This window comes from Thermophagus sp. OGC60D27 (assembly GCF_052400625.1).
Classification (GTDB): Bacteria; Bacteroidota; Bacteroidia; order Bacteroidales; family Marinilabiliaceae; genus Thermophagus.
The window spans coordinates 24,935-44,654 of sequence record NZ_JBQTGH010000008.1 but is presented as its reverse complement, the minus strand read 5'-3'; the positions used below and the strand labels follow the sequence as shown (position 1 = coordinate 44,654).

At 39.4% G+C, this 19,720-nt stretch carries 18 protein-coding genes, 3 tRNA genes and 1 other RNA gene; 13 read left to right on the top strand and 9 right to left on the bottom strand.

The genetic code is table 11. From position 1 onward, the window contains the following. Window positions 1-71 precede the first annotated feature (71 nt). Window positions 72-1,412, top strand: coding sequence for a Trk system potassium transporter TrkA (trkA, locus tag ACT29H_RS11040; protein ID WP_444821688.1), 1,341 nt, complete (start codon window positions 72-74; stop codon window positions 1,410-1,412). A 3-nt stretch (window positions 1,413-1,415) separates the two neighbouring features. On the opposite strand, the gene ACT29H_RS11035 is transcribed toward trkA, so the two are convergent. Next, window positions 1,416-2,033 (bottom strand): L-threonylcarbamoyladenylate synthase, encoded by a 618-nt coding sequence (locus ACT29H_RS11035; RefSeq protein WP_444821687.1) that lies wholly within the window; start codon window positions 2,031-2,033, stop codon window positions 1,416-1,418. 241 nt (window positions 2,034-2,274) lie between these two features. Between ACT29H_RS11035 and ACT29H_RS11030 the strand changes: the two genes are divergently transcribed. Then, window positions 2,275-2,718, top strand: coding sequence for a transposase (locus ACT29H_RS11030; protein ID WP_444821686.1), 444 nt, complete (start codon window positions 2,275-2,277; stop codon window positions 2,716-2,718). 114 nt (window positions 2,719-2,832) lie between these two features. On the opposite strand, the gene ACT29H_RS11025 is transcribed toward ACT29H_RS11030, so the two are convergent. The 4 genes from ACT29H_RS11025 to ffs form a co-directional block, all read right to left on the bottom strand. After that, a tRNA-Gly gene (locus ACT29H_RS11025) sits at window positions 2,833-2,905 on the bottom strand. Window positions 2,906-2,915: 10 nt separating this feature from the next. Then, window positions 2,916-2,997 (bottom strand) — tRNA-Tyr (locus ACT29H_RS11020). A 113-nt stretch (window positions 2,998-3,110) separates the two neighbouring features. After that, window positions 3,111-3,184, bottom strand: a tRNA-Thr gene (locus ACT29H_RS11015). Between the two features lie 7 nt (window positions 3,185-3,191). Further along, window positions 3,192-3,285, bottom strand: an RNA gene (ffs, locus tag ACT29H_RS11010) — signal recognition particle sRNA small type. 431 nt (window positions 3,286-3,716) lie between these two features. Here ffs and ACT29H_RS11005 point away from each other — a divergent pair. Then, window positions 3,717-4,283: a DUF4199 domain-containing protein gene (locus ACT29H_RS11005; protein ID WP_444821685.1), complete on the top strand. Its 567-nt coding sequence runs from the start codon at window positions 3,717-3,719 to the stop codon at window positions 4,281-4,283. Next, window positions 4,283-5,230, top strand: coding sequence for a glycosyltransferase family 2 protein (locus ACT29H_RS11000; protein WP_444821684.1), 948 nt, complete (start codon window positions 4,283-4,285; stop codon window positions 5,228-5,230). Before ACT29H_RS11005 ends, ACT29H_RS11000 begins: the two co-directional genes overlap by 1 nt. A 125-nt stretch (window positions 5,231-5,355) precedes the next feature. Here the strand turns inward: ACT29H_RS11000 and ACT29H_RS10995 are convergent, their stop codons facing one another. From ACT29H_RS10995 to ACT29H_RS10985, 3 genes are read right to left on the bottom strand one after another with little or no spacing between them, the layout of a single operon-like run. Then, window positions 5,356-5,817 (bottom strand): NUDIX domain-containing protein, encoded by a 462-nt coding sequence (locus ACT29H_RS10995; protein ID WP_444821683.1) that lies wholly within the window; start codon window positions 5,815-5,817, stop codon window positions 5,356-5,358. Between the two features lie 58 nt (window positions 5,818-5,875). After that, window positions 5,876-6,802, bottom strand: a complete 927-nt coding sequence (gene miaA / locus ACT29H_RS10990; RefSeq protein WP_444821682.1) for a tRNA (adenosine(37)-N6)-dimethylallyltransferase MiaA — start codon at window positions 6,800-6,802, stop codon at window positions 5,876-5,878. Beyond that, window positions 6,799-7,320 (bottom strand): IS1096 element passenger TnpR family protein, encoded by a 522-nt coding sequence (locus tag ACT29H_RS10985; protein WP_444821681.1) that lies wholly within the window; start codon window positions 7,318-7,320, stop codon window positions 6,799-6,801. The genes miaA and ACT29H_RS10985 overlap by 4 nt, the downstream gene beginning before the upstream one ends. A 405-nt stretch (window positions 7,321-7,725) precedes the next feature. Here ACT29H_RS10985 and ACT29H_RS10980 point away from each other — a divergent pair, with 405 nt between their 5' ends. The 9 genes from ACT29H_RS10980 to ACT29H_RS10940 all read left to right on the top strand — a co-directional run bounded on the left by ACT29H_RS10980 (window position 7,726) and on the right by ACT29H_RS10940 (window position 17,861). Next, complete coding sequence (locus tag ACT29H_RS10980) at window positions 7,726-8,799, top strand: BamA/TamA family outer membrane protein (protein WP_444821680.1); 1,074 nt, start codon at window positions 7,726-7,728, stop codon at window positions 8,797-8,799. Between the two features lie 128 nt (window positions 8,800-8,927). After that, window positions 8,928-10,610, top strand: a complete 1,683-nt coding sequence (locus tag ACT29H_RS10975; RefSeq protein ID WP_444821679.1) for a tetratricopeptide repeat protein — start codon at window positions 8,928-8,930, stop codon at window positions 10,608-10,610. A gap of 514 nt (window positions 10,611-11,124) precedes the next feature. After that, entirely contained in the window at window positions 11,125-11,544 is a 420-nt protein-coding gene (locus tag ACT29H_RS10970) for a DUF3244 domain-containing protein (RefSeq protein WP_444821678.1), read from the top strand. A 312-nt stretch (window positions 11,545-11,856) separates the two neighbouring features. Continuing rightward, entirely contained in the window at window positions 11,857-12,267 is a 411-nt protein-coding gene (locus ACT29H_RS10965) for a hypothetical protein (RefSeq protein ID WP_444821677.1), read from the top strand. A gap of 418 nt (window positions 12,268-12,685) precedes the next feature. After that, window positions 12,686-13,114, top strand: a complete 429-nt coding sequence (locus ACT29H_RS10960; protein ID WP_444821676.1) for an RrF2 family transcriptional regulator — start codon at window positions 12,686-12,688, stop codon at window positions 13,112-13,114. Between the two features lie 12 nt (window positions 13,115-13,126). After that, a complete protein-coding gene (gene cysK, locus ACT29H_RS10955; RefSeq protein ID WP_444821675.1) occupies window positions 13,127-14,050 on the top strand; it encodes a cysteine synthase A in 924 nt (307 codons plus the stop codon). A 548-nt stretch (window positions 14,051-14,598) separates the two neighbouring features. Beyond that, entirely contained in the window at window positions 14,599-15,747 is a 1,149-nt protein-coding gene (locus ACT29H_RS10950; protein ID WP_444821674.1) for an NEW3 domain-containing protein, read from the top strand. Window positions 15,748-15,750: 3 nt separating this feature from the next. After that, complete coding sequence (locus tag ACT29H_RS10945) at window positions 15,751-16,707, top strand: ABC transporter ATP-binding protein (RefSeq protein WP_444821673.1); 957 nt, start codon at window positions 15,751-15,753, stop codon at window positions 16,705-16,707. A gap of 155 nt (window positions 16,708-16,862) precedes the next feature. Beyond that, window positions 16,863-17,861, top strand: a complete 999-nt coding sequence (locus tag ACT29H_RS10940) for an ABC transporter permease (RefSeq protein ID WP_444821672.1) — start codon at window positions 16,863-16,865, stop codon at window positions 17,859-17,861. Window positions 17,862-18,167: 306 nt separating this feature from the next. On the opposite strand, the gene ACT29H_RS10935 is transcribed toward ACT29H_RS10940, so the two are convergent. Further along, a complete protein-coding gene (locus ACT29H_RS10935) occupies window positions 18,168-19,715 on the bottom strand; it encodes an alpha-N-arabinofuranosidase (RefSeq protein ID WP_444821671.1) in 1,548 nt (515 codons plus the stop codon). Window positions 19,716-19,720: the final 5 nt, after the last annotated feature.

Here is a 19,720-nt window from a genome sequence, read left to right as displayed (position 1 = left end):
ATATTCTTTCCATAGTTCAATTTTTATATTTTAATTTGTCCCTTTATTTCAACCTTGAATGATCTGTTAAGATGAAAATACTTATTGCAGGTGCAGGTGAAGTTGGAACCCACCTGGCCAGGCTTTTTTCCAATGCCGACCATGATGTGACGTTACTGGATGAGGATGAAGTAAAGCTACAACGATTAAGCCGTTTGTTGGATGTGATGCCCATTAAGGGATCTGTTACTTCCATCCGTGATCTTTTGGAAGCTAAAGTGAACTCGGCAGATCTGTTTATCGCTGTTCCACCCTATGAAGAGGTTAGTATTTTGTCCGCAATGTTGGCAAAAAAGCTTGGCGCAAAAGTGACAATTGCTCGCATCAATAATTTTGAATACCTTGTTCCTGCAAACAAAGAATATTTCAAACAGTTGGGGGTTGACGAAATGGTTTATCCCGAACATCTGGGTTCACATGAAATAATTGCATCCCTGAAACAGGTTGGGACTAGGCAGCTTTTTGAGTTTTCTGAAGGACGGTTGCTCCTCTTGGCGTTAAAAATTCGTAACAATGCACCTATTGCCAATCTTACTCTTTCAGAAGCTTCCGATTTGCACGAAGTGAATGATTATTATACCGTGGCTATTTATCGCGATGGAAAGACTATTATTCCTCGTGGCGATAGCCGATTTTTGCATGGAGACTTAGCGTATGTGATTACCACTCGTCAGGGAATCCCACAAGTGCTGGCTGATGCCGGAAAACAACAATTCGAAATTCATAATGTGATGATTCTCGGGGGAAGTCGCATCGGGAAAAAAGTGGCGAAAGATCTGGAGCACCACTATAAAATAAAATTGATTGAAATTAACAGAGAGAAAACTTTAAAGCTGGCCGATTTTTTGGAACATACACAAGTGGTAAGTGGTGATGGAAGAAGTCTGGAGTTGTTGAAAGAGGAAGGAATTCAAAAAACCGATGCTTTTGTTGCTGTTACCGGAAATTCTGAAGTGAATATTTTGGCTTGTCAAATGGCCAAAAAAATGGGAGTACGCAAAACCGTCGCTGAAGTAGAAAACATGGATTATATTGATTTGGCTGAAAATATTGGAATAGGAACCTTGATAAATAAAAAATTGATTGCCGCAAGTTATATCTATCGCTACACGATGAAAGCCAGTGTTTCTCATGTGAAATGTCTGACAGCAACTGATGCTGAGGTGTTAGAACTTACGGCTAGGCCTAATTCCAAGATTACCAAGGGGCCATTGAAGAAAATTGATTTGCCTAAAGATATGAATGTGGGAGGCGTAACACGGGGCAATGATGTGTTTATTGCAAACGGGGATACCAGAATTCAGCCTGGAGATAAGGTTGTGGTATTTGCACTCCCTTCAGGTCTCAAAAAAGTGGAGAAACTGTTTTCTTAATTTCTAGAACTCCAGTTCTTTTTTCCCTTTTCGTATAATTTGGTATTCAGCGGTATTGGTGCAATCTACTACCGTAGAAGCTATGTTGCCTCCATAACCACCATCAATCACTGCATCGACAAGATCTTGATACTTTTCATGTATTAATTCAGGATCGGTAGTATATTCCAATACATCGTCATCATCCTTTATGGAAGTACTTAGAATTGGATTTCCTAGTTGGCGAACAATCTCTCGGATGATTGCATTGTCTGGAATTCTTAATCCAATGGTTTTTTTATTGCTTTTAAAAAAACGAGGAACGTTGTTGCTGGCTGGCAATATGAAGGTAAAAGGTCCAGGAAGATTTTTGCGGATAAGTTTAAAGATTGTGTTGCTTAGAGGTTTTGTATAATCGGAAAGGTGGCTTAAATCGTGACAAATGATGGACAAATGATCTTTCCTGGGATTTATACCTTTTATGCGGCATATCCTCTCCAAGGCTTTGGTGTTATTAATATCACAACCTAAACCATAAACAGTGTCGGTTGGGTATATTACAATCCCCCCGTCGCGAAGAATTTTTACAACTTTCTCAATCTCTCTGGGATTTGGATTCTGAGGATATATCTTTATCAACATGGTTGTATCGTTTTTTGATTTAAACAAATATAGGAAATGGAGATGAATTTTGTAACCTTAAAATATAATTTGTCAGGGCTAAGTAAACTTCGGAATCGAGCAGAATAAGGGCGCTTATTATAATATGAACATGAGCAAATTGCGGTATATTATATTTTCCTTCTGGGCACTGTTCTTCAATCCTTAGAAATTCAATATTCTATTTGGGGGGAGATGAATGTCGCTGTTTAAAAGCGGGCGGATGAACAAGCTTTTTGAGAATTTCTTGGGATTGCTAATTTTAGCAAATGGTGATACCCGAAAACAACAACTTTGGGGTAGAAGCAGATATCCCTTATTTAAGCCTGAAGAACGTTGGAGACTCGCCCAATGGCATAGAGCCCAAATATTCTTTAAACGATATTCCGACATCGAAAAAGCCTTTAACCTCTATTCAATCGATAACTGTAAAATAAGACCTGATATTTCAAGAACAAAACTGGCACATTGGTTTAATGACATAGAGAACTCAGGATTTAATGCGTTCATAACCGTTAGAAGTACTAATGAAAATCATCATGACACTATCAATAACTACATTCATAGCAGATGTACAAATGCAACAGCAGTGTGTGTCATTCAATGCAAAAATAAAGGACTTCAAAAGACAGTTCAGAGGGGGGGGATTGTGAAATTCTTCCTTTGAAGATTGTGTAAGATTTATGCCTAAACCCAATTCTTGTATGTGGTCCCTTTTTTTCTGAAAGAGCTACAAACAAAAAAAGGATTGTCTTAAACATTTAAGACAACCCTTTCTGTGAGCGGGAAACGGGACTCAAACCCGCGACCCTCAGCTTGGAAGGCTGATGCTCTATCAACTGAGCTATTCCCGCAATAAACAAGTGGGGAGAGCAGGATTCGAACCTACGAAGGCTTAGCCAACAGATTTACAGTCTGCCCCGTTTGACCGCTTCGGTATCTCCCCATAATGTTTTAGATCGTTTGCAAGCCTTGTGAACTCTTGCGTTTGGGATTGCAAAAATAGAAAAAATATCTTTTAAACAAATCCTCTTCGATAAAAAATTTAATTTTTTTTTGAGCCAATAGAGGGATTCGAACCCCCGACCCGCTGATTACAAATCAGCTGCTCTGGCCAACTGAGCTATATTGGCAGGTGGGTAAGCTACCTATATCGCACCGCTACAACCGCCTACCCTTGCTGCCGTCAGACCCTGGGGGAGTTCAGCAGGAGCTGGTCGTATAGGACTTACCCAGCGCAAAAGTAGGAAATTTAATATTGAACGCAAATATCCAATGAGAAATTTTTTTGAAACTATTTATTAAAAGATATTAATAGGTTTTATTACAGAGGGTTGTGGGGCTATATCTTGAAAAATTTTCCTTAAATAGCACCAAGAGAATTTAGGCTAGATGGGACCATTGTCTCAATGGCCTTATTTTTAATTTCTTATTTTGATTTTACTTTTGATTTCTCTCATCATGCTTATTTGTTCCCGTATAGATACGTGTTTTTTCAATACTTTTTGCTTATTTTAGCTCCTTCAATTAGATTTTTCTACCTGAGTTATGATGAGGACTTGTTGCTGGATTTATTGGCTTTGGTAGCAACTCTTTTGGAAGACTTAGCGAAAATATTATACTAGGATTGTGTTTGGCTTTTTTGCCCTGAAATAATATTTGAAAATGGAAAATATAACATCAGAGAATAATCTAAACCTTAAAAAGGTTAAGGCTCGTTTTGTTTTAAACCAGGGAACCTTCTTAGGGTTAACCATCGCTGTTGTCTATTATTTGACACATTTGACTGGATTAATGGATTCGTTTATCCATAATTTATTGACTTGGATTATATATGCAGGTTTTATTCATGTTGCAATGGTTCGATACCGAGATCGATTCCAAGACGGAATCCTTTCATACGGACAAGGGGTCTGGATAGGTACACGCATGGGAATCTTTGCTGGAATCATTGTTGGCGCATACCTGTTTTTTTACTTGAAAGTTATTAATCCGGAATACCTTAATGAATTACTTGAGCAAATGCAGGAAGCCTATCTGGAAATGGGATTTAAAGAAGATGAAGTGGAGCAAATGTCTGAGGTCTTTTCATTATCTGTAAATCCAGTGGTGTTTATTATTTCGGGGTGTTTAACCACCGGATTTTCAGCTTTAATTTTTTCATTAATTATCGCCATATTTCAGCGAAGGAAAGGAGATTCATTTGTTGAGGCCATGAAAGATGTTGAGTGATGGATTTATCAATTATTATACCTTTATATAATGAAGAGGAATCTTTACCGGAGTTGATCGAGTGGATTGACCGGGTTCTTCGTAAAATGAATGTAACTGCTGAAGTGATAATGGTGGATGACGGTAGTTCTGACCATTCTTGGAAAACTATTGGCCAATTAAAGCAGGAATTTGATTTTATCAGAGGAATTCGTTTTCGACGAAATCATGGAAAATCAGCAGCATTGAATGTCGGTTTTGAAGCCGCCAAAGGCAATGTCGTCATTACTATGGATGCTGATCTTCAAGATAACCCTGATGAAATTCCGGAATTATACAGAATAATCAGAGAAGAGAACTTTGATCTGGTGAGTGGATGGAAAAAAAAGCGGAGAGATCCTCTTAATAAAACTTTGCCTAGTAAGTTATTTAATAGAACTGCTCGTTTCGTTTCCGGAATTAAACTTCATGATTTTAATTGCGGATTAAAAGCTTATAAATCAGAGGTCGTTAAAAATATTGAAGTGTATGGTGAGATGCATCGTTATATTCCCATACTTGCCAAACGAGCTGGTTTTTCAAAAATCACCGAGAAACCTGTTATCCATAGAGAAAGAAAATATGGCGTTACTAAATTTGGTATTGAACGATTTCTGAAAGGGTTCCTTGATCTTTTGTCGGTAATGTTTATTTCCAAGTTTGGAAACAGACCTATGCATCTGTTTGGATCTTTAGGCACACTGATGTTTACCGTAGGATTCGCCCTGGCAATCTGGCTGGGGGCCCGTAAACTGTATTGTGTGGCTCATAGTATCCAAGCTCAATTGGTTACTGATAATCCATTCTTCTATATTGCATTGGTTTGTATGATTCTTGGTACTCAACTCTTTGTTACCGGATTTCTGGCCGAATTGGTTTCTCGTAATCAACCGAATAGAAACGTTTATTCTATTGAAGAGGAATTCTAATCCTTTGAATTAAATGTTGAAGAAAATGAGCATGGCTATGTTTGCCAATTAAGAACATGTTTGGATATTAGATCTGCTATGTGAGTTTCATTTGAACATTGATTAAATTACTTTTAGACGTATGATTAGGGGAGATTATTATGGCTTTCGAGTAACTTTTTAACAACTAATTTGTCAATGGGGAAGGTCATATCGTCTGGAGTTAGAGTCGCAAGAGAAATCCATCGGAATGTTTGAATGCCGTTCCGAAGGTTTTTAAAATCAAACCTTTTGGGGGTGGTCGGTAAATGATGTCCGGAGGGAAGTGCGAAGGTATAATAGATACTTATGAGCTGAGTCTTCTCAAAGAATTGCGCCGGTTGAAAAAAATCTGTGGTATAAAAATGTCCGGTTACCGTTATGTCCAATCCCATTTCTTCTCTGCATTCTCGTTTCAGACAGTCAATAGGGCCTTCTCCATACTCCAGCCCGCCACCAGGAAATTTGGTCATGAAGGTGTCCATTACATATTCATCCGAAACCAGCAGGTGCTCCTTCTCAATACATATTCCGTATACTCTTATATTAAAATGGCTTTTGGTGGACATACTTAATGCAAAAGCCGGGGCCCTTCTCAGAAGATTGTAAACCGCGAGAAAGATTAATTTAATTTCGGACCCCGGCCCATTCTATTGTGTTTTCAACAAAATTAATAACTTCATCGTAATTATCGGGGGAAAACCATTTAATTTCTTGATCTCGCCGAAACCATGACAATTGTTTGCGGGCGTATCGCCTGGAATTTCTTTTTATCAGTTCAATTGCCTTATCCTTTGTTATAAGCCCGTTGAAATAATCAAAAAATTCTCTGTATCCTACAGTGTTTAGTGAGTTCAGATGTTGATGTGGGGTTAGTTGCCTGGCTTCTTCCTCTAATCCATTCTCTATCATCATATCTACCCTTTTGTTGATCCTTTCATGAAGTTGTCCACGATCCATATCCAGGCCGATCTTGATGATGTTAAAGGGGCGACTTTTTCTGGTATTGGTGCGTAACTGAGAGTAGGGCCGTCCTGTCATTAAACAGATTTCCACAGCATGAATTATGCGCTTGGGATTTTTTAAGTCAACCTGCTTATAGAATTCAGGATCTAACAGTTTCAACTGTCTCCGGATACTTTCCAATCCTTCTGCACGATATTTTTGTTGGAGACTATCCCGTAATTCAGGGTCAACGGTTGGTAACTCATCAATTCCGTGGCAAAATGCATCTATATATAGCATTGAACCCCCACAAAGAATTACAAGATCTTTCTTTTCAAATAGTTGTTCCGCTATTTTTAAGGCTTCCTGTTCAAATTCGTAGGCACTGTAGTAATCAAATATGGACTTGGTGCCTATTAGGTAATGTGGGGCTTTCTTTAGTTCTTCCTGAGTGGGAGATGCCGTCCCTATTTTTATTTCTTTAAATATTTGGCGGGAATCTGCCGATATAATCGACGTATCAAAGTATTGCGCAGTTCTAATGCTTAATGCGGTTTTCCCGATACCGGTAGGTCCGGTAATTACTATGACATATTTGCCGCTTTTCAAACCCAATCCTCCTCATCGTAAGATGTTAGGTCTTCGTTTTCTTCAGGCAAAATATCCTTGTCTGACCAGTCCTTGTTGCTTATCTCTTCAAAATCAATATTACCGATGGCGTTGTGATCAAATTGAAGAGGGGCTTCTCCCTGACGCCGGATACAAACTGGTTGGTCTAGTTGTTGATCTTCAATACCGAATAATTCCAAAAATAAAGCCCGTTCCGTAAACGGATCGAAGACATATAGTAAACGTTGTTTTTTCTCCGTAATGAGCTCTCCTAATTTGGTTTGGTCCATGACACTTATGCTCGAATGCTCGTCTCCGGTCATATCGATCAGTGTTATTTCTCTCTTTTTGTGCCAATTTTGGTCTGTAATAAAAAAGGAAGTTATTTGGCTCTTATCATATCCAAGTTCCTCTACTATGCAACTGTGGAGCTTAAAGAAGGTGGACTGGCTGTCTATGGCAACTTCTCTGATGAAGTCTTCGTTCTCTCCGGATATTATTCGAAATTTGTATATCATAGATACTTGGAAACGTTTTGTTATGAGGTTGTAATCTCTTTGGACAATCAGGAGACTAAATTGTTTAATGACTAATTGTGTGACTTTTTTAATATGCTGGAGTTAAGTTGGTTGTAATTATTGTGCTTTATACGTAAATGTAGCCTAATTTTAAATATAAAAAAATCTCTTTTTTCAAAGTTCAAAAATCTATAAACCTGTTGTTTTAATACCGGACGCGATAAATTGATTGTCCGGACAAGAGAAACGTATTTTTACAGGTTTTGTTACAAAAAACAATTATTTTCGGACTTTTATTTAATGATGAATATGGTTTGTTGGAGAATTACTGGTTGTCTTTTTAAACTCAGTTTGTTGGTCGGTTGGATATTCTTATTCCCGAATTGTATATATGCTTTCGAACAAATGGATGAGAAATCTTATGAGGATTCAACAACTTTGGGTACTGTAGCAGGTTTGGGGGAAATGGTGCTTGATTGGGTTACCTGGGAAAAAAGTAATTTGGTCTTTACCGTTTATCCTTCTTTGAGTGCAAGTTCCAGAAATGGATTTGTTTATGGCCTCGCACCAACTTTTAAGTGGAGCAGCAGCCTTCTTCCAGGAAAAGCCAATACAGTTACTGTAAATATAGAAACCTCTACCAAAGGAATATTTCAACTGCAGATGGAACATGATTGGTACTTTGAGGAACGTTGGATGACCAGTGGAGAGGCATATTTTACTGGCCGTCAAGATCGTTTCTGGATGCGGGATGGTAATGACCCATTATATTTTGATCGCAAGGAATGGTGCTTAAATTGGGAGCTTCTATACAAGCTTACGCCATCATTGTGGGTGGGGGCAGGTGCAAGTTTTACACATAATAGATTTTCAAATTTAATCGTTCCGGATTTTTCCATTTATGATTTTTATGGGAGTGAAGGAGGACAGGTGATTGGCTTTGGGCCCAAAGCGGTTCTAGATACAAGAGAAAGGACTATTTCTCCTCAGACTGGATCTTGGATTCAACTTGCACCTTCTTTTATCGGGGTGGCAGGCTTTGGTGATTATCAATATTTTCGGGCAACAGTTGATGCGCGACATTATAGGCAAGTGAAAAGGGATAAAACAACGTTGGCTTTTCAAGCTCTTTTCGATTATGCGGGAAATCATGTCCCTTTTTATGAGTTGCCTCAGTTGGGGGGAAAAGAACGTCTGAGAGGAATTGGACATCCTTTGCGTGAAACAGGTAATGCAATTTGGCTGATGCGGGCAGAATTGAGGCAACATTTGTGGTGGCGTGTCGGGACCGTCTTGTTTGCCGGGATAGGAGAAGCAGCTCAGAATTTTCAAAAACCTTTGGAAAACACTCTCTCTTCCGTGGGAGCTGGTCTGCGTTTTCGAATGCTTCCCGATGATCCATTGAATGTACGGTTGGATTTTGGGATCTCTTCTTTGGGAACAACAGGTTTTTTCGTTTCGCTGAAGGAAGCGTTCTAAAAAAAGAACAGTTTAGGGATTAAACTACATTTTATTTGCTTGCGGGGTGAACAGCCTGGGGTGACATGGATGAAGAAAAAATATTTTTCTTTTATGTTTTTGCGAATTTGTGAGCTAATTTTGTTTGAATGTATAAGTGTTTAATATATTTGTTGTTACTGGTTTTTTTCCTGGAATCTTGCCATACTGCCGACATTAAAATCCGACGTCATTTGGTGGCAATAGACAGTCTTATTTATCAGGACCCAAAGATCGCAAGTGATAGCCTGAAAAAAATGACAGTTGATGGGTGGAATGGGAAAAATGAAGCTTACTATAATTTGCTTAAAACTATTGTAGATCTGAAATTAAATCGTTCTTTTGGAAATGATTCCTGCATCTCTAAGGCAGTAAAGGTTTTAAAAGTCCCAATCCCCGATAAAAATTTTGTCAGAGCTGTAATTTATCAGTCTATTATACGTTATCATAGTGATCAATATCCCGATTCTGTTATCTTTTTTACCCTTAAAGATGTTGAGAAAATTGTGGATAATCAGCCGGGGGTGGTCTCCAATAATTCGCTCACTTATCTTTGGTTTTATATTGGACTTTTACATCGCAATAATAATAATCACGACATTGCCGAGGAATATTTTAATCGGGCTTTGGAGAATGCTCGGACAATTAACGATGTAGAAAGTGTGATCGGAGCTTCATTGGGAATCTTTTGGAATAGTTTGAGAAATAGGGAGTACGATGATGCTTGGTTTGCTTTGAGTCGCTTGGATTCATTAAAAGGTATTCCTTTGGAAAGACAGTTTGATATTGTTAATGCAAAAGGTGCTTATTGTATTATGCAAGGTGATAATGCAAAAGCTCTTGAGTATTATCGAAATCTGATTGATTTGACTGCCAAAGTGAATAGAAAACCTAGAATGTCCAATTTATATTATTCAATGGCTTTGGCTCACGAAGGAATGAATAACCCTGATTCAGTCATTTTCTATGCCCATAAGGCTATTGATAGTATTAATGATACAATTAAAAATAAGTATGATTATCACCATTTATATTCTTTTCTGGCAGGTAAAGCCTATGAGGAAGGTAAATTTCGAATGGCTGCCGAAACATACAAAGAGGCGTTTAAGTTATTAATCAATTCGGTAGACCGGAAAACCCAAAAGCAGATCTTTGAGCTGGAAAAAAAATACGATCTTTCGAAGGCTCAAATTGATATCCTTAAAGAGAGGCAAAAATTCCAACAACTGGCATTTATTGGGGTAGTCTTGACCATTGTGGGGCTTTTTCTCTTTCTCTTGTATTTCCTTAATTTGAGGAGAAGTCGTTTGGAATTAGACAATGAAAGACTCTTAAGAATGGCTGCTGAGAAAGAGGTCGAAAACAATATTCGTGACAATCATCAGAAAAAGCACCTGCTAGACCTCTATAGGGTAATAACCAAAAGAGAAAACAATACCCAAAAAAGGTTTGGCGAATTATCCCAGCGATTTGTTAAGGATAATCCTGATATTTATAATGATTTACATGAAGAGCTTAAAAGATTAAAAAGCGAGTTTTTTAACCTCTTAAAGGATTTGATTGATGATGATACCTTTTATGCGCATCTTCAAATTCCTCAAAGCATAAATTTTACTGATATTGAAAAGTTGATTCTTTTTTTGCTTTACTTTAAAATGCCCGGAAGTGAGATCACTAAAGTCCTTGGGATTACCCCAAACAATCTCAGAGTTAGAAAATCTGCAATAAAAAAGAAACTATTTTCCGTTGCTAACGAACAAGGGGGTGTAGATGAACTCTTAAAGCTTTTCTGATTTGGCTTTGTTTTCTAATTATTGGAGCATTGCTCGTTCTGAATCATGGTTAGGTGGCGAGATGGTTCTCTTGCTTTCGGTGCGGCTGCTTTTATAATGATGTGGATTTTGATGGGTGGAAAATTGTTATTGAAGCGGACATGACCCAAAAGATTGGACACAACATAGAATGTGTATAAGCATAGTTATGCGAGTTCCATTCTAGTAAAAACTTAAGTTCGCTTTATTAGACTGAGATCTGGCGGCGGATTTGAGGAAATTTTTTAAATTTATAAGGTGCTGTTTATTAGTTGAATGTATTTTTTGCCATTCACCCCATTCTCCCGATATTCCTGTTCATTCACCCCATAGACATTAAAATTGAAAATGGCAAAATATTGCTGTTTAGTTATTAATGGTTATATTGAGCATTAAAAATTGACTGCAATTTCAAAATCCTTGGTAGTGTTGCTGAGGTACCTTTACTTTGACCTTTGATTTTAGGATCTAATTGTAACCATTAAAATCGGTAATTATGGAAAAATTATTGAAAAGTTCCTTAGCCCTGATTTTTATTTCAACGTTTTTCTTTTCAGTTGTTTCTGCCGAGGAAAAAGAAAAGGATGCTGTGGAAAGTGATAAAGAAAAAGTTGACCTTCTGATGGTTCGTGATTTGGAACTTAGATCCTTTTCTTTATCAACGTATACTTTGGAAAGGGCTTCCGTAGATCAGGTGTCTATAGCTGCCTATTATAATGATGAAGAATTGACATTGGAAGTGTACGACTATGATGGACCCTTTTATGTCCGGATTGGAAATAAATACAGCGAGGTGTTTTATGTGAGTGGTGGTGGTGCCTTTGATGTTGATCTCGGTGATATTCAGTCAGGTGTTTATTCTTTGGAAATTAATGCCGGTGGTGTTCGTTATGTTGGTCACCTGAATATAGACTAGTGCTATAGTGATGATCTGTGAGTAATCCTAATCCTAAATTGCTAGGGGAGTCGTTTCCCCGAATGCTCATACAATCCTTTAATTTTCCCAACCCAATCAAATTGAGCGCTGTTCAATTTATGAAATGCCCCCTTGTTCCCGAGGGGGTATTTTTAATTGAATCGTCAGTGACAATGGTTGTAATGACTTGCTTCCATATTTCAGGTGTGGGGTATGGAGCTGATCGGATATTTATGTTTGTTCAGTTCAATAACTGAATGGTATTGCTGATTGAAGTTTTATAGTGATAATTGGGTTTAATTGGTGGGTTTTATGTTTGGAGACTGTTTGAATGTCCTTCGAGTGGTGGATCCTTTAAAGTGCAGCGTTCATTATAATAAGGAGCGGAGGGTTGTGATTGGAAAATATATGGGTAATATTTCTTTGGATGATATGCTCTATTCGATGAGTGAATTGGTGTGGACGGAATCTATTCCTGACAACGCAGAAGGTTTGATTCTCGACTGGCAGTACGCTCATTTGGATTTTCCTGCTAATCAATACCGTAGTATTGTGGAATTATGGAGAAAAAATTTGGATTTCTTTAAAAGGTTTAAAATAGCAGCTGTTGCAAATTCCCCTCATAATGTGGCGGTTATTATGCTGATTGCCCATGCGGATAGTAGATTTTGTTTGCAACCTTTTACCTCTTTCGGGTCTGCACTCATTTGGGTTAGACGCTAATGATTGAATTGATTTAGGCTTTTTTGTTTTTTGTAATTTGTATAAAGTTAATGACGGCATTCCTTTTTGGAAAGCCGTTTTTTTTTATGCGCTACTTATGGAATCTTTTTGTGTCCGAACTTTTTCAATTTTGATTTAGGATTTTTTGAACATTGAGCCATAGAATTTGTTAATTACATACTAAAAACGTATGATGGTAAAGAAAAAGGTATTTAATTTGTTTGGTAATCAGTTGTTTTTAACTTTGTGAAAAAACATACAAAATAAGAATGAATAGGTGAATAAGGTATTCGTTTATGTTGGATTGAGGACTTTTGTTGCTGCACCTATAGGTGTGACTGTCGGTTGCGTTTAAAGTTAAATTTATTATACGTTGTCTTTTGAGTTTTATTAGAACGCGATAAAATTTTTTATACAAATGAAGTTTTCTAAAAGGATCTACTACGGACTGGTGTTCTTAATGCAATTGCATTATTCATGGCCCGAATTCAAAACTGTAAAAGAGTTAGCAATTTCAGATAATCTTCCACAAAAATTTTTGGAAGCTATTGCCGCCGATTTACGAAAAGGGGGATTTATTGAGGTGAAAAGAGGAGCATCCGGAGGATATCGCTTGGCAAGAGTGCTTAAAAAAATTTCGCTGTTGGACGTGGTGCAATGTCTGGATGCCGATTGGGGGAAAGATAAAACGGATCAAAAAGAACATGACCATTCGGATAAAAAGAATGTAGTTAAGCTTTTTCTTGAGAACTCTTCTAATTCGATTGATAGGGTGTTGGCGGATATATCCTTGGAGGCTCTCCCTCAATTACATGCTGGTGGAAATTCTTTAATGTATTATATTTAATAAATTTTTATTATGATGAGAATAGCGCAAAACATGATTGAATTAGTGGGAAATACCCCGCTGGTGAAAATTAACAAGCTGACCAAAGATTCTGTGGCTGAAGTGGTCGCAAAATTGGAATCTTATAATCCCGCTGGGTCCGTTAAGGATCGGCCTGCTCTGGGAATGATTGAAGCTGCCGAAAAAGAAGGTAAGCTCGATAAGGATACAGTCATTATTGAACCTACCAGTGGTAACACAGGTGTCGGCCTTGCTCTTGTGGCTGCAGTGAAAGGATACAAACTCGTTCTTACCATGCCGGAAAGTATGAGTATTGAACGTAGAAAATTGTTGAAAAAATTTGGGGCCGAGTTGGTGCTTACGCCAGCAACGGAAGGAATGAAAGGGGCTATTTCCAAAGCTGAAGAATTGGCAGCTTCCTATCCTAAAGCATTTATCCCTCAGCAGTTTAATAATAAAGCGAACCCTTTGGCGCATTATAAATCTACCGCTATTGAAATCCTCGGCGATACGGATGAAATGGTCGATGTTTTTGTCGCTGGGGTCGGAACTGGTGGAACCATTACTGGTGTGGGGCGATATCTGAAAGAAAAAAAAGCAGATGTGAAAATTGTCGCTGTTGAACCAGCTGATTCCCCGGTATTATCGGGTGGAAAACCTGGACCCCATAAAATTCAGGGAATTGGCGCTGGTTTTATTCCTGATAACTTGGATATGAGTGTGGTGGATGAAGTGATCACGGTAAAAAATGAAGATGCAATTGGGACTTCAAATGAAGTGGCAAAGGCTGAAGGGATCCTTTGTGGTTATTCTTCTGGTGCCGCATTATGGGCTGCCGTGGAACTGTCTAAAAGAAAAGAATTAAAGGGAAAACGAATCGTCGTTCTGTTGCCGGATACAGGTGAGCGCTACTTAAGTATGTTTGAAATGCCCTAGTTTTTCATTTTTGTATTAACTTTTTTTTATTCGCTAAGATTTTTTACTTAAGTTAACCATGAAACCTAAATCTGGATGGGTATTTTTTGACGCTCTCTTTTTGTAAAGAGTGTCTTTGGCTGAAAGACGATTTGCCTATTGCAAATCGTCTTTTTTTGTTTACGGCGCATGGTTCACCATGGCATATTTTTTGTAAAATATCGGCTGTTCATACGAATAGATAAAAACTGAAAATTTGACCGTTATCTTGACATGATGAGGTCCTATTTTCGCGTTTCTCCTGCTTTTTACTATCTAGGCAGGTATTCATGTCAACCTTCCGGGGGATGCAGTCCACAGCTTGGGTGAAGATGCATTGTAGGTATGGATGATTGGTTTCGTGTGAATCTATTTCGTTCCTTTTATAACGGAATATCTTTAACCAAAAGGTTTTTGGTTTGCTTCAACTTTTTTTGTTGGGAAAAGAATAAATAACTAATCTGTGTTATGCGATTTGTTTATTAACTAATATATTTTTCAACTTTTAAAAAAAGATGGAGGTCTTTTTTATGAAAAAACATGTGTACTCATTTAAACAGGGTCTGTTATCATTTGCTTTTCTTATTTTCTTTGCAACAGCCTTATCGGCGGCATCCAATGTTCAGCTTTATACGCCTTACACCAGCATCTCTGTCCCTCCGGGAGAAAAAATTGAGTATTCCATCGATGTGAAAAACAATGGCGATTCAACTCAAAAGATTGATGTGTATGTCTCCGGACTGGGAAAGGATTGGACCTACTCCCTGAAAGCGGGAGGGTATGCAATAAAACAATTAGCTGTATTGCCTGGAGAAAAGAAAACGCTTTCTCTAACCGTTAATGTCCCGGTCAAAGTAAATAAGGGAAATCACTGGTTTAGTGTCGTGGCCAAAAACCATGATCTGCTGAAACTCGTGGTGAATGTGTCGGAACAGGGAACTTTTAAAACTGAATTTACCTGCGACCAAGCTAACATTGAAGGGCATGCTGATGCCAATTTTACTTTCCAAACAAAACTAAAAAACAGTACTGCTCAAAAACAGGTCTACTCCCTCCTCTCCAAAGCCCCCAGAGGTTGGAAAATTATTTTTAAACCCAATTATAAACAAGCTACGGCCGTCGAGGTAGGTCCTAATGAAACTGAAAATATTTCGATCCAGGTTGAACCTCCTTACAATGTTGAAGCAGGGACCTACAAAATTCCGGTCAGAGCAGCTAATCGATCTACTTCCGCAGAGTTGGAACTCGAAGTGGTGATATCAGGTTCTTATGAAATGGAATTAAGTACCCCAACAGGTCGATTGAGTACCACCCTTACTGCTGGGAGAAAAAAAGATATCGAATTGGTCGTGAAAAATACCGGATCTTCGGTGCTCAAAGAGGTGAGATTCAGTGCCAGTAAACCTAAAAACTGGACGGTCGAATTCCATCCCGATACCATCCCTGATATTCAACCAGGAGAAATGGTGACCGCATTAGCTACCATTCAGAGTGCCGATAAAGCCATTCCCGGTGATTATGTCTCAAAAATTACTGCCAAAACCCCCGATACGCAGGCGAATGCGTCTTTTAGAATGACCGTGAAGACTCCTTTGTTGTGGGGGTGGCTCGGAATCCTGATTATCCTGATTACACTTGGGGTTATTTTTTATCTGTTTCGAAAATATGGCAGGAGGTAAACCATGGAAAAGGTCATCGAAATTGAAGGGTTAACTAAAAAATACGGAGATTTTACCGCCGTCAATAACCTTAACCTCTCCATCGGAAGAGGGGAGGTGTTTGGCCTGCTCGGACCAAACGGTGCCGGTAAGTCTACAACCATCCTGATGCTGCTCGGACTGACTGAACCAAATGGCGGTAGAGCTAAAGTGTGTGGCATAGACCCGGTTCAATATCCTATCCGTGTAAAAAAGAAGGTCGGATATCTGCCCGAAGATGTCGGTTTCTATGAAGACCTCTCAGGATTTGATAATTTGGTGTATACGGCATTGCTGAATAATATCCCACAGGTTGAGGCCGAAAAAAAAGCCCATGATTTGCTCGAGAAAATTGGGTTGGGAAAAGAAAAAGACAAGAAAACTAGTAAATATTCGCGTGGGATGAGGCAGAGGCTCGGACTGGCGGATGTCCTGGTGAAAGATCCGGAGGTAATTATCCTGGATGAACCTACCCTGGGTATTGATCCGTCTGGCGTTAAATCATTCCTCCAACTTATTGTTAAGCTGAGTAGAGAAGACGGTATCACTGTCCTCTTTTCTTCACATCTGCTCCATCAGGTTCAACAAGTTTGCGATCGCGTAGGCATTTTTGTGGAAGGTAAACTGTTGGCCCAGGGAAAAATCGATGAATTATCGACGCAACTTTTTTCAGCCAACGCGTTCGTCCTGAAGGGAGGAATTAAACCGATTAACCGTGACAATACCCATAAAACACTATCCCCCGAAAAACTGAAAGGAAAGCTGGAAGCAATTCCCGGGGTGGCCAAGGTTACATTGGGGAAAGAGTGTTTTGAGTTGCAGGCCGATTCTGATGTCTCACATCTGGCTTCGCTGGCTGTCATTGAAGCCGGTTATGGACTGAGGTTCCTGAATAAAAAGGAATTCGGACTTGATGATATATATTCACGCTATTTCCAATAGAAACGATTGTGTTTTGTGGATATCAAATGCAGTCCAACCGATACTCCTTCCTTTTTAGGAAGGGGGAAAATGGGATCGGCTAGAAGCTGTTCTTTAATTGATTGAATAATATTGTTGTTATGGATGGAGTTATTTTTAGAAAAATAAAAAACAAAATGCCGTACAAATGGCCCGAATGGATGTTCCAAAAAAACTTGGAACCCGTATCATTAGCACCATTCTGGGCCATGGTACGAAAAGATGTTTCTGAACATGTTCGTAGCTGGCGTTCAATTATTCTGTTCGGAATCATCGTGCTCACTTGCTTGGGATCATTATACACCTCTATTTCGGAAATTACGAAAACAATGAACGGGGGAGAAGCGGAAAATTCTTTCTTTTTCCTGAATCTGTTCACCATGACCGATGGTTCTTTGCCCTCGTTTTTTGTATTTGTGAGTTTTTTAGGCCCTCTCCTGGGAATTGGATTGGGCTTCGATGCAATCAACACTGAGCAAAACAAAGGTACGCTTAGCAGAGTGCTTGCGCAACCCATTCCCAGAGATTACGTGTTGAATGCTAAATTTATAGCTGGGATTTTCGTCGTTAGTATTTTATTCTTTTCCCTTAGCTTCCTTGTTATGGGGGCTGGGTTGATTATCCTTGGTACCCCACCGTCGGCAGAAGAGTTCTTGCGCATCATCACATATACTTTCATGAGCATTGTTTATGTGTCGTTTTGGTTGAATTTATCCGTATTCTTCTCGGTGCGATTCAAACAACCCGCTACTTCTGCTTTGAGTGGTATTGCCGTTTGGCTTTTCTTCACCGTTTTCTATCCTTTATTGGTGAATTTTATCACCAAAGGACTGGAACCTTCAAGATACGCACCTCCTAAAATGGTTTATCTGTATGAAAAAATAAAATTCGCGCTCGTTCAAATTATTCCCAACGAATTGTTTAGCGAAGTGTCCTCTACCATTCTGGTGCCTTCTGTACGTAGTCTTGGACCCTTAACCACTGAGCAAGTACATGGTGCCATCCCTGGACCATTGTCTCTGGCACAGAGCCTTATGGTGGTGTGGCCCCAATTAACCGGACTTCTGGCGCTAACCCTAATATGCTTCCTCTTTTCTTATCTGCTCTTCATGAAAAGGGAAATAAGATCAAGATAGTGCGTTTTATCAACCTGTATTTGTGGCTGTCTCCTTTATTCTTAAGGGATAGCCACTTTTTTGTATAGGAAGCTCGAAGTCGTTGAAACTGAATATCCGGGTCTGATAACTTTAGAATGCATTTTATCCACTTGAGGGCATACGCATTGGCCCACCGTGAGGATGTGTAAATCCGATGGGTGAGCGGAGGATCTTCTATTAGTCCAGTGTGTGAATTTTTTTGAGTCGTTGATCTTTATAAGGCATTTTAAAGGTACTTCCCTATTTTGAGGAAGCACCTTTAAAATGATTCAGTTTAATAGATCATTATTGCAATTGGATAGAAACAACCGAATGGGGTGGAAGTTTTACTGTTAGAAACCCCTTCTTTAGTTTGAAGTTTGAGAATTTTTGCGTTTTTACTACTTCCGGATTGTCAAATGTGTTTACCGAATTGATCGCCGGGGCCGTAAGAATTAAAGCATTTGTTACCCTTTCTGCATTTCCTCCTTCAAGATCGATTTCTATGCTTTGGCTTTCTTTCGGATTTAGGTTGCTGATACTGAGGTTGATTTTTCCATCTTTTTGGGAGGCCGTCCCACTAATTGAAGGAAGGCTTTCATCTCCATGATGGTAATCTTCGCTCCTGATCAGGACAGGAATATAGGTGGCATTCTGATGAACTTTATACATGTTGAATATGTGATAGGTGGGCGTTAGCACCATTTTCTCTTCTTTAGTGAGAATCATTGCCTGTAGAACATTCACCATTTGAGCAATGTTAGCCATCTGAACCCGGTCGCAATGTTTGTGAAAAATGTCAAAAGTGGTAGCGGCGATCAGGGCATCACGCATCGAATTTTGCTGGTATAGGAAGCCTGGGGTTGAACCGGGTTCCGGATCTGTCCAAATGCCCCATTCGTCTACCATTAGGGGAACCCTTTTCTGTGGATCATATTTATCCATTATGGCAGAATGCTTAGTGATGAGCTCATCCATGTGGAGAGAATTTTTAAGGGCACTGAAGTAGAGGTCCTCTCCGAAGTCCGTGGCGGAGGATTTGTTGCCCCAATCGCCCGTGGCGATCGTATAATAATGAACCGATAGAGCATCCATGTGGCGGGCGGCACGACTCATCACCACATCGGTCCAGTGATAATCTGTGCCATTGGCACCACAACCCACCCTTTGAAATTTTCTTTGTCCATAAAGACTGGCATAGAGTGAATAGCGTCGTAAAAGGTCACTGTAATATTCGGGACGCATATCTCCGCCGCATCCCCAACTCTCGTTCCCAATTCCAAGAAACTTTACATCCCATGGGTCTTCTCGGCCGTTTTCTCTTCGCCAATTGGCCATGGGAATGTCTTCGTCAGAGGTCATATATTCAATCCATGCCACCATTTCTTCAACTGTTCCACTCCCAACATTGGCAGAAATGTAGGGATCAGCCCCCAAAAGCTCGCATAAATTCAAAAATTCATGAGTGCCAAAACGATTATCTTCAATAGTGCCACCCCAGAAGTAGTTTTTGATCTTGGGCCGATTTTCAACAGGGCCTACCCCGTCTTTCCAATGGTAGGTGTCTGCAAAGCAACCTCCCGGCCATCGCAAGACTGGTATATTCAATTCCTTCAAAGCGTCCAGAAGGTCTTTCCGATAGCCGTTAACATTGGGTATGTCAGAGTCGGGACCTACCCAAATCCCGTCGTAGATGCAACGGCCCAAGTGCTCCGCAAAGTGACCATAAATGTTTTTATTGATCGTCTGGGTCGAGTGGGTAAAATCTAAAGTCATTTTGTTTTGAGACTTGGTCTGGGGGAGAAATAGCAGACCAATGGCCGTTAGTGTGAAAAGTAATCGTGTTCGTTTCATGCCTG